The following is a 12970-nucleotide window of genomic DNA, read 5'->3' on the forward strand; positions in this document are numbered from 1 at the left end:
CGGTTATAATTCTTCATTTCATTGAAGATGACCGCAATGATACCCTATAAAGGTTGGATTTGCTATCAGACAAGGATTTTTTATGGCTTTGACCTTAGATGACGTAGAAAAAATCGCCAAACTTTCCCGCCTGCGTTTGACCGATCAGGAGCAGGCGCAAACCCTTCAGGAGTTAAACGATATTTTTGCCATGGTTGAAAAAATGCAAGGCGTCGATACCGAAGGCATCGAGCCGATGGCTCATCCGCACGAAGTCGCTCTGCGCCTGCGTGAAGACCGGGTTACCGAAACCGACCATGCCGCCGAATACCAAGCAGCCGCACCGGAAGTGCGTAACCGGCTGTATATCGTGCCTCAGGTGATTGAAGAGTAAAACAAGGCCGTCTGAAAAACAGAGCTGCTCCTTTTTAAAATCAGGATGGATTTTCCTGATTTTAAAAAGGAGCAGTTTTTTATGGAAAAATACGATGCAGCAAACCAAACTTAAAACCGACTTCAAATACAGTATGGCCTTTCTCCTGATTTCGGATGGTTGATCCAAAGATAGCTGCTTAACCACTAAGTAAAAAATCAAATAACAATACAAATACACCGGAAAAGTTTCCGATTATTTAAAAACCAAACCGTTACTGCAATCTGAACTTACCAGAAGCACTATTGACAATGCCAAACTGAATTTTCTTCTGCCCCATTCGGCTTCGCAGGAGAAGTTCAGCCAAATGGGGAAAATGAAATGCCTGCACAGAACCCAGAGATTAAAAAACCAGATCCCGAATCAAGCACGAAACAACGATTACCATCAATCTGTTTCAATTATAAATCAAATGTTTGAATCAGATTTACATGCAAACGTGTTTCTACGTTACCGCGTACTGCATTAGAGTACGGGCAAACTTCATGCGCTTTTTCAATCAACTTGCGCGCATCGGCTTCGCTTAAGCCTTTTACAGTAATAGTGATGTCCAAATCCAGACTGAAAGCACCGCCGGCTTTTTGACCGATGCCGACTGCAACAGTAGTAGACGATTGCTCGGGCTTGAGACCCAAAGTCGGAGCGACATGGCTCATTGCGCTGTCAAAACAAGCTGCATAGCCCATGGCAAAAAGCTGCTCGGGATTGGTACCGCTTTTGCCGCTTTCGTTTTGAAAACCGACCAAATCAAAGCCGATTGAGCCGTCGTCAACTTGAGTATGACCGTCACGACCGCCGGTAGCAGTAGCGGAAGTGTGATAAAAAATCTTCATGTGGTATTCCTTTCAAAGGTTGGAAAATTAAAAATAAAAATCGGCTTACATTCTTTTTGACAGATAAAGCGGTTCACCCAGTTTTTCGAGTAAATCCAACTCCTGTTCCAGCCAAGACAAGTGTTCTTCCTCGTCTGCCAAAATCTCTTCAATCAGAATTCGGGTAGTGGCATCATGCTCGGCCGCCGCCGTTTCCGCCCATTGATTCAAACCGATGCGGGCATTTTTTTGCAATTCATAGTCTTTCTGCAAGGCTTCGCGCAAATTCATACCGATGTCGGGCTGTTTGACCGTAAATTCAATCTTACCGCCCAAATCCAGTAAGCGGTTTTGCAATCGGATAATGGTTTCCGGTTCGTCGGCGATTTTAGCTTCCATCTCTGCGGCTAACAAAGCTGCACCTTCTGCAGCAATAACTGCAACATGGCTGCGGTGCTGTATCCCTGCCTGCCAATAAACTGCCAACATTTCATTTAGCAACTGATGAATTTTATTCATGACTGACTCCTTCTAATTGATTCACTTCAAATCTAAAAAGAATTTTCAGACGGCCTTTCCCTGCGTATAAAGTCCAGCATCCTTGACTGCTTACAGATTATATTCATGCCGTCTGAAAAACGGTGTTTAAAACCCACCCAATTCCAATGCACAACCTGTTTTTTCTGCCACCTTCTGATATGCCGGACGGGATTCGATTTGTTTGACATAGCGAACGATATTCGGATAATCGGCCGGATTTACTTGGTTTAAACCCCATTGCAGCGGAAAGCTCAAAGCAAAATCCGCACCGGTCAGCTGCTCGCCCACAATCCATGTTCTGCCGTTAAGCGTTTGTTCGACATGGTTAAAATATAAAGCAACCTGTCCTGCCGCATAATCACCGTATGGGCCGAAATCAAATTTTTCTGCCATCATGCCCAGCAAGTTGGCAGAGAACATCGATGCGGATACGCTTAACCAATACACGAATTCGGAATAAGCATCGGTTTGCGCCTCGGGTGTAAAACGACATTCATCATCGTAGCGGTCAAGCAAATGCAGAATCATGGCATTGCCTTCTGCCAAGGTAAGCGTACCGTCCTGCAAAACCGGGGCTTTACCCAAAGGATGCTGCACCTTCAATTCATCAGGTGCAAGATTGGTTTCGGGCAAGCGGCGGTACACCGCCACATCGTAATCCACGCCCAACTCCTCCAACAGCCACGCGATGCGGTGCGAACAAGAGTTGTTTAGATAATGCAGTTTAATCATGATATTAACTCCAAATTATCGTGAATGATTTGACATAAAACCGTGATTTCTTCCTTGGGAAGACTCGATAAATTTCCATTCGCTGCGACACTTTCGCCGCGTATTGTTTTCACCGACTTGGCCTACACTCTGCCTGACGACTCACAACATCAGTCCCGTATGATTTCTTTCGACAAATCATACAACGGAAAACAAAGCTGCCGTGATATGGGTTGCTTGCTCGTTCACTTATCCGGCGGTCTAATAGCGAACCACAAAACAATATCATCAAATTAAATTGTACAAAATATAAAAGAACCGCCACTTTTATTTGATGTGTTCTATCATACCCTGAATTTATATTTTTCACAATATAATTTTTCAAAATTATTTTTATAACCATTTTTTAAAGACCGCGGCAGTATCACACCCTATTCCAAGACAACCCCATATCGGATTGATAACCGCGAAATCTTCGAAACATTTCGGTCATCCCCTTCCTATGCCGGGCAACGGATCTTTTAAACTTTTACAAACGGTTTATCAGAGCAAAAACGCATATAGCCTGAAACACCAGACCTGAACACCGGTCGCACTATCATGCCGTCTGAAAATTTTCAGACGGCCATGTATCAATCATTTTGTTTGAAAATAACTTTAAGAGACACGGGTTTCCTTTTACCCGGGAAATGCTAAAATTCTCCATCCGGCCGCCTTTTCCCCTTTTAAGGCAGCTTATTCCGATTCACTCAAGAGAACTTTATGCTTTTTTCATTCGTCCATTCAGCTTCCACAACAACCAGCACTCTATTGGAATCCACAGGCAACGGATTAAAGGAATTTATCTTCAGTCTGTTCGCGCGTAACCAATTCACATCCCATCTGCTGGAACGCAGCTTCGGCGAACCCGTCGGCTGGCTCGAAATCGGCGTTACCGTTGCACTGATGGTTGCCACTTATTTTTTATCCGAATTCCTCATCCGCAAATATCCCGTTACACCCGAACGGAAATGGGCGAGTGCGCGCCACATTGCCAACCGCCTGTTGTGGCCTTTCCTGCTGCTCATCTTTTCGATTATCGCGCTGTATGTATGGAATGCGTTCGAACTGCGTTCGGTATGGCTGCGCCTGCTGATTATGGCCGCCCGCTGGATGATTCTGATTCGTCTGGTACTGGCTTTGGTACATGCCGCTTTGCCGAGCCATAAATTCACCGACTGGCTGGAACGCTTCCTCTCCGGCGCATTGTGGGTATGTTTCGTGCTTTGGCTCTCGGGCATAGACGACCTGCTTATCGGCATTTTGCAAGACACCAAACTCAGTATCGGTTCGATTAACCTAAGCGTTTATACCATTCTCACCGGATTGCTGTGGGTGGCGGTGGTGTTGACGTTTGCTCTGTGGTTGGGTCGTTTGGTGGAAAGTTGGTTGATGAAAAACAACCACATGGACATGAACCTGCGCATCGTCATGTCTAAAATCGTCAAAGCGCTTTTAACCGTATTGGCGATTTTGGTTGCACTGCCGCTGGTGGGCATCGATTTGACCGTCTTATCCGTATTCGGCGGCGCCCTCGGCGTCGGCATCGGCTTCGGTCTGCAAAAAGTGGCAAGCAACTACATCTCGGGCTTTATCATTTTGGGCGACCGTTCCATCCGCCCGGGAGACCGCCTGACGGTGGACAACTTTACCGGCTACGTCACCAAAATCACTTCGCGCTTCGTGGTGCTGCAAAGCGCGGGCGGCAGCGAAGCCCTGATTCCGAACGAAACGTTCATCACTTCGACCGTGATTAACGAATCCTATACCGCCAAATCGCTGTGGCAGAGCGTCGACGTTCAGGTGGCCTACCATACCGACTTGGCCTTGGCGATGAAGATTATGGAAGAAGCCGCCAAAGCGCAGGAACGCGTACAGTCCGAACCATCACCTAAAGCCTTCCTAATCAATTTCGGCGACAACGGCGTGAACCTGCGTCTCGGTTTTTGGGTAAAAGATCCCGAAAACGGCTTTATCGGCCTGTTTTCCGCGATTTTGCTGGATATTTGGAAACGCTTTAACGAAAGCAATATCGAATTTCCGTTTCCGCAACGCGAAATCCGCATTCTCAATGAAGAACGTGCGCCCGATAATGCCGCCATGCTGCGTGCCGGCATGGAAGTGAAAAAGGACACGCGTTCCGATAAAAATTTCGAACAAGCCGAGCACAGCGACTGATGGACAAGCCGCTGAAATACCCTGTTTCCGCCTTGGTGGTGCTGCACGATAAAGACGGCAACATCCTCTTAATCGAGCGCACCGCTCCGCAAGGCTTCTGGCAGTCGGTTACCGGCAGCATCGAACCGGAAGACGACAGCATCGCCGCCGCCGCCAAACGCGAAGTGTGGGAAGAAACCGGCATCCGGCTTTCAGACGGCCAGTTGGCGGATTGGCACGAAAGCACGGTTTACGAAATCTACCACCATTGGCGGCACCGCTATCCCGAAGGCGTATTTGAAAACCGCGAACACATTTTCTCCGCCGAAATTCCGCGCGATACGGTCATCACGCTGCAAGCGTCGGAACATGTGGCTTACGGCTGGTTCAGCCTGGAAGAAGCGGCGGAAAAAGTGTTTTCCCCGTCTAACAAGCGCGCGATTTTGGCCTTGCAAAACAGATTGGCCGAAGGCTGATACAGAGCGGCAGACCTTATGATCGGCAAATCAAAAAAGCCGCCCCAAGGTCTCAGGCCGTCTGAAAACAAAATGCCGTCTGAAAAAACTTTCAGACGGCATTTTACCGTCAAAACCGGCAGGGTCATTTCCCGACATATGCCGTTTTCAGACGGCCTCAAAAATTCTTGTGAATCTGATCCACCGGTACATGACGCACATCGATGCCGCGCACCAAATAAACCACATGTTCGCAAATATTTTTCGCATGGTCGCCGATGCGCTCGGCGGCTTTGTTCATCAGCATCGTTTCCATGCCGATGCCGATGCTGTGCGGATCTTCCATCATATAAGTCAGCAAGGCACGCGACTGATTGTGGTAGGCCATGTCTAAAGAACGGTCCAATTCATTGATTTTCAAAATGGTTTCATCGTCCAGACGCGCAAACGCATCCAAAGACTGACGCAACATCGGCACGGTCATTTCCAACAAACGGCGCGTATCGTAAAGCTGCTTGTAGCTGACATGGTGTTTCGCAATCAAACCGTTGGCGTGCAAAGCGATTTTCTTGATTTCATCGCCCATACGCTCCAAATCCACAATCACGCGGCTCACGGTCAGTACCAGCCGCAAATCGCTCGCGGTCGGCTGGCGGCGCACCAGAATCGTTTGGCAGGCATCGTCAATCGACACTTCCAACTCATTGATTTTATCGTCGTTCTGCACCACCTGCGCCAAGATTTCCTTGTTGGCGTCATTAAAAGCCTCCAGCGTTTGTCCGAGCTGCTGCTCAATCAAACCGCCCATGGCCAATACGTCGGTACGCACCTGTTCCAGTTCCTGATGGAAATGCGATGAAATATGCTCGGACATTCTCGTCTCCCAGATTAAGAAGCCCTTAAAATATCAGGTTTTGATGACAATATTTTGACAAGAATATTTCAACCCGCATCTGCTGTCACAAACCGCCTCCGAGCCTGCCTCACCCCCCGCCTGATGTTCAGACGGCCTTTTGTTTGCTATACTCTGCCCGTTTAACCAACCTGATTTCAAAGGAAACAACATGGCAGACTTCAACAAAATCCTGACCCCGGGCGACGTGGACGGCGGCATCATCAACGTCGTCAACGAAATCCCTTGCGGCAGCAACCACAAAATCGAATGGAACCGCAAACTGGGTGCCTTCCAACTCGACCGCGTCGAGCCTGCGATTTTCGCCAAACCGACCAACTACGGCTTTATCCCGCAAACCTTGGACGAAGACGGCGACGAACTCGACGTCTTGCTGGTAACCGAGCAACCGTTGGCCACCGGCATCTTCTTGGAAGCCCGCGTCATCGGCGTGATGAAATTCGTGGACGACGGCGAAGTGGACGACAAAATCGTCTGCGTACCGGCTGATGACCGCAACAACGGCAACGCCTACAACAGCTTGGCCGACCTGCCTGCGCAGCTCATCAAACAAATCGAATTCCACTTCAACAACTACAAAGCCCTGAAAAAACCGGGCAGCACCAAAGTCGAATCTTGGGGCGATGTGGAAGAAGCGAAAAAAGTGATTAAAGAATCGATTGAGCGTTGGAACAAACAGGCTTGATTTGAATTGAAATAAAGGCCGTCTGAAATTTCAGACGGCCTTTTTTCAATCTTACCAATACGCCCTTTCCATCATCTCCGCCACAGCCTGTTTCAACGCTGTATTCAAACCATCGTCAAACGCAGAATGTCCGCCCTGCACCACGCGCAATTCGGCTTCGGGAAAGGCTTGCGACAGTTCCCACGCGCTTTGCATCGGTGTGCATAAATCGTAGCGGCCTTGGCAGATGATGGTCGGAATATGGCGGATTTTACCGATATTGTTCAAAATCGCTTTATCGCCTTGCAACCAGCCTTGATGCACAAAATAATGCGTTTCTATGCGGGCGATGGCGAGTGATTCTTGCGCGTCTTCGTCCACGTCTTTTGGTTCAAATTGCACCAAATAGCTTTCCCAATCCGCCCATGCTTTGGCCGCTTTCAGACGGCCTTCCCTGTCTTCGCCGTGTAGCAATTCATGGTAAGCAGCAATCAGATTGCTGCGTTTGTGTTCGGGAATGGGCGCGAGAAACCGCTGCCATTGCTGCGGATAAATTTGGCTGACACCGCCCTCTTCGTTCAGCCAGGCGGTTTCAGACGGCCTGCACAGGAAAATGCCGCGCAACACCAATCCAGCCGCGCGTTCGGGGTGGGTTTGGGCATAGGCCAAGGCCAAAGTGCTGCCCCATGAACCGCCGAACACCAGCCATTTTTCAATACCGAGCATGGTACGCACGGCTTCGATGTCGGCAACCAAGTCCCATGTGGTGTTCTCTTCGACGCAGGCATAAGGCAGCGAACGGCCGCAGCCGCGCTGATCGATGACGACGATGCGGTACACATCGGGATGGAAAAAACCGCGACACGCAGGCGATGCACCCGCACCGGGGCCGCCGTGTAGAAAAATCACCGGCAAACCGTCGGGATTGCCGGATTCTTCCCAATAGATCTGATGAAGGCCGGATACGGGCAATAGGCCGCTGCGGTGCGGTTCGCGAATCGGGTGCATGGCGGAATCCTTGATAATCGTCGGTAGGATTTTAGCATTGGACACAGGCCGTCTGAAACTTCTCCCGATTTTCAGACGGCCTATTTTCATCGTAAAATAAAACTCCGTTTTTATGACAACAAAGGAAGAAAGATGAGCCAAAACCAAGCCACACACACCAAACCCGAAGGCGAACTGATGCTGCGCACGGTTGCGCGCCCGAAAGACACCAACACCAATCTGGACGTATTCGGCGGCTGGATTATGTCGCAGATGGATTTGGGCGGCGGCATTCTGGCGGCGGAAATCACGCAGGGGCGGATTGTCACGGTTTCGGTGCAGGAAATGAGTTTTCTGCGGCCGGTAAAGGTCGGCCATGTGGTCGGCGTGTATGCACGCTGCTTGGGCGTGGGCAATTCGTCGTTGAAAATCGAAGTCGAAGTATGGGTGAAACCGTTTGTCGCCGACAAGCCGGATATTCCGCTGGAGCTGGTCACGGAAGCGGTGTTCACCTTTGTCGCCATCGATGACGAAGGCCGTCCGCGCCCGATTCCGCGCGAAAACAATCCGCGATTGGATGCGTTCCTGACGCCGGAACAGGCCGTCTGAAAACCCTTCGGCAAACAGTTTGATTAACCGACTGATAAAATGATGTTTTTCATTAAATAACGATGCCGTCTGAAACTTTTCAGACGGCATCGTTATTCTTTACCTTACAAGACTTCCACCGCAAAATCCGACAAACGCGAACGTTCGCCTTGTTGCAGCGTGATGTGGCCGTAATGCCGCCAGCCTTTGAAACGTTCGACCACATAGCTCAAGCCGCTGCTGCCTTCGGTAAGATACGGCGTGTCGATTTGCGCCAGATTGCCCAAACACACGACTTTCGTGCCCTTGCCTGCACGCGTAATCAGCGTTTTCATCTGCTTGGCGGTCAGGTTTTGCGCTTCGTCGATGATGACGAATTTGTTTTGAAATGTGCGCCCGCGCATGAAATTGAGCGAGCGCACTTTGATTCGGGCGCGGATTAAGTCGGACGTGGCTTTTTTCGCCCACGCGCTGAATTCGTCGCCGTCGTTCTGCTGGGTCAACACTTCCAGATTGTCTTCCAGCGCGCCCATCCACGGATTCATTTTCTCTTCCTCCGTACCCGGTAAAAAACCGATGTCTTCGCCCACCGGCACGGTGATGCGGGTCATGATGATTTCGTTGTAGCGTTTGTCGTCGAAGGTTTGCGTCAAGGCGGCGGCAAGGGTCAGCAGCGTTTTGCCCGTACCGGCCTGCCCCAAAACCGTTACCAAATCGATTTCCGGATCCATCAGCAGATTCAAGGCGAAATTCTGTTCGCGGTTGCGGGCGGAAATGCCGAACACGTTATTGCGGCCGCTGTAATCTTTCAGGGTTTCCAGCAGAACCTTACCCTGTTCTTGCTCCACCACGCGCGCGCTCAAGGGCGGTTCGCCGTGTTCGTCCACCAGCAATTCGTTGAGCAGCAAGTCCGGCGTGTCTCTGCCTTCGATTTGGTAATAGGCGCGGCCGTTTTCCTGCCACGAATTCAGATGCGTGCCGTTGTTTGCCCAAAATTCCGGTGTCAGCCTGCGCAGGCCGCTGTATAAAATATCGCTGTCTTCCAATACCTTATCGTTGATGTAGTCTTCGGCATGCAAATCCAGCGTGCGTGCTTTGATGCGGATGTTGATGTCTTTCGACACCAGCGCGACATAATCGTAATCGCCGCGGATGCGGTGCGACAGGTTCATGACCACCGCCAAAATCTGATTGTCGCCGGTGTGCCCGCTCAATACGTCGGGCAAATCGGCCGGCAGCATCTCGGTTTGCAGGAACAGTTTGCCCTTGGCATCGGCGTGACCCAAAGCATTCAGAGCGATGCCCTGATGCAAGCCGTGCGGCTCGGCGTTGAGCAGTTCGTCCAAATAGCGGCTGGTCTGGCGGGCATTGCGGGCAACATCCGATGAGCCTTTTTTGTGGTTGTCCATTTCTTCCAAAGTCACCATCGGAATGAAAATGTCGTGTTCCTGAAAACGGAACAGGCAGGACGGATCATGCAGCATTACGTTGGTATCGAGAATAAACAGTTTGCGGCCGCCACCGGTAAGCTTTGGAGACATAGCGCGTTCCTTTTGTGGTTTGAAGAAATCCGCTTCAGTTTGGCAAAGCTGTGTTACAGCGGCATGAAAAAAGACGGATGCTTTGATTTTGCCCACTTTAGGAATTGAAAACCGGCAACATGAAAAGGCCGTCTGAAAATATTTCAGACGGCCTTTGATGATGATTCGAGACTTAGCTTTCAACCGGAATAATGCCGATTTTGGCCTGCCACTGTTTCGGCGCGATGGCGTGAATCGACTCGCCGTCGCTGTCCACCGCCACCGTTACCGGCATGTCTTTCACATCAAATTCGTAAATGGCTTCCATGCCCAATTCAGGGAACGCCAGCACTTTCGCGCCTTTGATGGCTTTGGCCACCAGATACGCCGCACCGCCGACCGCCATCAGGTACACGGCTTTGTTGTCGGCAATCGCTTCGCAAGTGGCCGCACCGCGTTCGGATTTGCCGATCATGCCGAGCAGCCCGGTTTGTTCCAGCATTTGACGGGTGAATTTGTCCATGCGGGTAGCAGTGGTCGGACCTGCCGGGCCGACGACCTCGTCGCCCACAGGGTCAACCGGGCCGACGTAGTAAATCAGGCGGTTGGTGAAATCGACGGGCAGCTGCTCGCCTTTGTTCAGCATATCGACCATGCGTTTGTGCGCGGCATCGCGGCCGGTCAGAATTTTGCCGTTGAGCAGCAACACGTCGCCGGTTTTCCAAGTGGCGACTTCTTCTTTGGTCAGGTTGTTCACGTCAACGCGTTTGCCGTTGTCGGGATTGTAGGTGATGTCCGGCCAGTCTTCCACGCTCGGCGGAGTCAGTTCGACAGGGCCTGAACCGTCCAATTCGAATTCGACGTGGCGCGTAGCGGCGCAGTTCGGAATCATGGCAATCGGTTTGGAAGCTGCATGGGTCGGGTAATCCAAGATTTTCACGTCCAACACGGTGGTCAGGCCGCCCAAACCTTGTGCTCCGATACCGAGCGCATTTACTTTTTCAAACAGCTCCAAACGCAGGGCTTCGGTGGTGGAAAGTTCCGCACCCGATGCGGCTTTGGCCTGCAAATCCTGAATGTCGATGTGGCTCATCAGGCTTTCTTTCGCCATCAATACCGCTTTCTCAGGTGTACCGCCGATACCGATGCCCAAAATGCCCGGCGGACACCAGCCCGCACCCATGGTCGGAATGGTTTTCAGCACCCAATCAACGATGTTGTCGGACGGGTTCAGCATCGCCAGTTTGGATTTGTTTTCGGAACCGCCGCCCTTGGCCGCACAGGTAACTTCGACTTTGTCGCCCGGCACAATGCTCATGTGAATCACGGCAGGCGTATTGTCCTTGGTGTTGGTGCGCTTGCCCGCAGGATCGGCCAATACCGACGCGCGCAGGGTATTGCCTTCCCAAGTGTAGGCACGGCGCACACCTTCGTTTACCATCTCTTCGACGCTCATTTCCGCGTCCCATTGCACGTTCATCCCCACTTTCAAAAATACGGTGGCAATGCCGGTATCCTGACAAATCGGACGGTGGCCTTCCGCACACATGCGGCTGTTGACCAGAATCTGCGTCATCGCGTCTTTCGCGGCAGGGTTTTCTTCTTTTTTCCAAGCCTCATAGAGCGCGTCGATGTAGTCTTTCGGGTGGTAGTAGCTGATGAATTGGAAGGCATCGCAAATGCTGCGGATGAAATCCTCTTGTTTGATGACGGTCATGGCAGTTCCTTTTTAGATAAAAAGTTTGGTTTGTGTTTTTTTAGTGCCGCCTGTTTTCAGACGGCCTGTTGTAGGCGTTATAGTGCTGGTTTTTAAAGCAGAAAAACAGTCTTCATTTACTAATCTTTTGATTTTTATTTAATTTAATAACTGATAAATCTGCTCGGATTTTGAGAACCCTAATCTTTTATCGGCCGTCGATTTTGGAATAATCCTACATCGCATGATGGCCACAATAAAATCCGATACCGTCCGGAAACATATCTGCAAACCTGCTTTTGACGATACTCCCAGCTATCACTCTGTTTTCAGACGGCCTTTTGTTACGGGTTAAACTACACAATCAAAAAAACTTTGTCATCTTTTTAACGGCCACGTTTGACCGACATCAAGTTATATGCACTTAATGAAATTAAATAACAATTCTTGCAAATAATCTCTGATTTCATTTTTTTCCTTGATATTCATCATATTAAAAAAATACTCCGTTCATTTGCAATGATATTTATTCTTATATACCGTCATGTTTTCTTTACGTTTCCGCTTATTATGAAACTATTTTTCTTTGATAATCAGATTTTTAGTATCCGACACACCTGAAACGGCACTTTTTTCATCCGCAATCTTTCAGACGGCCTGACGAAAACCCTTTGCCATCCAACCGGCTTCCATTTCTGCTACACTTATATCAGCAAAGACACCTTGATTTATAACATAAAATTCCTGACAAACTTACTCAGGTTTTCGAAATCAAGAGAATGTAACAAAAATACAAAACTATACACCGCAATTATTTTTCTTCTTCACAGGACACAACCCATGAGTGATTTGATTACCCTCACCATCGACGGCCACGAAGTGCATGCTTCGGCTGATTCGTCCATCATTCAGGCCTATGCCCGTGCCGGCAGCGCGCTTACCGCCAACATCGGCTGCATGGGGCAGGGCGTATGCGGTTCCTGCCGCTGCATGGTACGCAAAGAAGGCGAACGCGACGTAACCACCGCGCTTGCCTGCGAAACCAAAGTCGAAGCCGGGATGCAGGTCAGCTTCATCGATTATTTCATTCCCGAGCATATCCAGTATTACGACATCAAAGAAATCGGCGACGGCTGGAACTGGCTCGACGACACCGCCAAGTCGTTCCCCGAAGCGCAAAACTGCCGCCATTGCGGCGGCTGCAACCGCGCCTGCCCGAAAGGGCTGGAAGTGGAAAACGGCGTGGCGCAGGTGGTTATGGGCGATTTCGGCGCGGCGGCGGATACTTTCGACCAATGCGTGATGTGCAATTTGTGCACCCTCGCCTGCCCCGAACACATCCGCCCCAACCATCTGGGCTTGTTCGCACGCCGTATGAAAGCCGCGCGCACGCTGCGCCCGGTAGATTTGATGCGCCGCCTGCGCGAAATCGACAGCGGCAAAATGCGTGTGGAATATGAAGAGGAGGCCGTCTGA

General features: G+C 50.2%; 13 protein-coding genes. 6 read left to right on the forward strand and 7 right to left on the reverse strand.

What is annotated here, in order from left to right; translation table 11 throughout:
- The first annotated feature begins 82 nt into the window (after positions 1-82).
- A complete protein-coding gene (gene gatC / locus ACM67E_RS07075) occupies positions 83-373 on the forward strand; it encodes an Asp-tRNA(Asn)/Glu-tRNA(Gln) amidotransferase subunit GatC (RefSeq protein WP_416190764.1) in 291 nt (96 codons plus the stop codon).
- A 440-nt stretch (positions 374-813) separates the two neighbouring features.
- Here gatC and ACM67E_RS07080 read toward each other — a convergent pair whose 3' ends face one another.
- The 3 genes from ACM67E_RS07080 to ACM67E_RS07090 all read right to left on the reverse strand — a co-directional run bounded on the left by ACM67E_RS07080 (position 814) and on the right by ACM67E_RS07090 (position 2496).
- Positions 814-1245 carry an organic hydroperoxide resistance protein gene (locus ACM67E_RS07080; protein WP_416190765.1) on the reverse strand — a complete coding sequence of 144 codons (432 nt, stop codon included), beginning with the start codon at positions 1243-1245 and terminating at the stop codon, positions 814-816.
- 45 nt (positions 1246-1290) lie between these two features.
- Complete coding sequence (locus ACM67E_RS07085; protein ID WP_416190766.1) at positions 1291-1743, reverse strand: ferritin-like domain-containing protein; 453 nt, start codon at positions 1741-1743, stop codon at positions 1291-1293.
- A 126-nt stretch (positions 1744-1869) separates the two neighbouring features.
- Positions 1870-2496 (reverse strand): glutathione S-transferase family protein, encoded by a 627-nt coding sequence (locus ACM67E_RS07090; protein ID WP_416190767.1) that lies wholly within the window; start codon positions 2494-2496, stop codon positions 1870-1872.
- Between the two features lie 741 nt (positions 2497-3237).
- Here ACM67E_RS07090 and ACM67E_RS07095 point away from each other — a divergent pair.
- Positions 3238-4692 carry a mechanosensitive ion channel family protein gene (locus tag ACM67E_RS07095; RefSeq protein ID WP_416190768.1) on the forward strand — a complete coding sequence of 485 codons (1455 nt, stop codon included), beginning with the start codon at positions 3238-3240 and terminating at the stop codon, positions 4690-4692.
- Entirely contained in the window at positions 4692-5147 is a 456-nt protein-coding gene (nudB, locus tag ACM67E_RS07100) for a dihydroneopterin triphosphate diphosphatase (protein ID WP_416190769.1), read from the forward strand. Before ACM67E_RS07095 ends, nudB begins: the two co-directional genes overlap by 1 nt.
- A gap of 157 nt (positions 5148-5304) precedes the next feature.
- On the opposite strand, the gene phoU is transcribed toward nudB, so the two are convergent.
- Positions 5305-6000 (reverse strand): phosphate signaling complex protein PhoU, encoded by a 696-nt coding sequence (phoU, locus tag ACM67E_RS07105; protein WP_416190770.1) that lies wholly within the window; start codon positions 5998-6000, stop codon positions 5305-5307.
- A gap of 190 nt (positions 6001-6190) precedes the next feature.
- Between phoU and ACM67E_RS07110 the strand changes: the two genes are divergently transcribed.
- On the forward strand, positions 6191-6724 hold the full coding sequence (locus ACM67E_RS07110; protein WP_416190771.1) for an inorganic diphosphatase: 534 nt from the start codon (positions 6191-6193) through the stop codon (positions 6722-6724).
- A gap of 51 nt (positions 6725-6775) precedes the next feature.
- On the opposite strand, the gene pip is transcribed toward ACM67E_RS07110, so the two are convergent.
- Positions 6776-7711 carry a prolyl aminopeptidase gene (gene pip / locus ACM67E_RS07115; protein WP_416190772.1) on the reverse strand — a complete coding sequence of 312 codons (936 nt, stop codon included), beginning with the start codon at positions 7709-7711 and terminating at the stop codon, positions 6776-6778.
- Positions 7712-7843: 132 nt separating this feature from the next.
- Here pip and yciA point away from each other — a divergent pair, with 132 nt between their 5' ends.
- Positions 7844-8299 carry an acyl-CoA thioester hydrolase YciA gene (yciA, locus tag ACM67E_RS07120; RefSeq protein WP_416190773.1) on the forward strand — a complete coding sequence of 152 codons (456 nt, stop codon included), beginning with the start codon at positions 7844-7846 and terminating at the stop codon, positions 8297-8299.
- 104 nt (positions 8300-8403) lie between these two features.
- On the opposite strand, the gene ACM67E_RS07125 is transcribed toward yciA, so the two are convergent.
- Positions 8404-9819, reverse strand: coding sequence for a PhoH family protein (locus ACM67E_RS07125; RefSeq protein WP_416190774.1), 1416 nt, complete (start codon positions 9817-9819; stop codon positions 8404-8406).
- A 172-nt stretch (positions 9820-9991) separates the two neighbouring features.
- On the reverse strand, positions 9992-11515 hold the full coding sequence (locus ACM67E_RS07130; RefSeq protein WP_416190775.1) for a fumarate hydratase: 1524 nt from the start codon (positions 11513-11515) through the stop codon (positions 9992-9994).
- A gap of 819 nt (positions 11516-12334) precedes the next feature.
- Between ACM67E_RS07130 and ACM67E_RS07135 the strand changes: the two genes are divergently transcribed.
- A complete protein-coding gene (locus tag ACM67E_RS07135) occupies positions 12335-12970 on the forward strand; it encodes a 4Fe-4S dicluster domain-containing protein (RefSeq protein WP_416190776.1) in 636 nt (211 codons plus the stop codon).

This window comes from Neisseria sp. CCUG12390, from assembly GCF_047837985.1.
Lineage (GTDB): Bacteria > Pseudomonadota > Gammaproteobacteria > Burkholderiales > Neisseriaceae > Neisseria.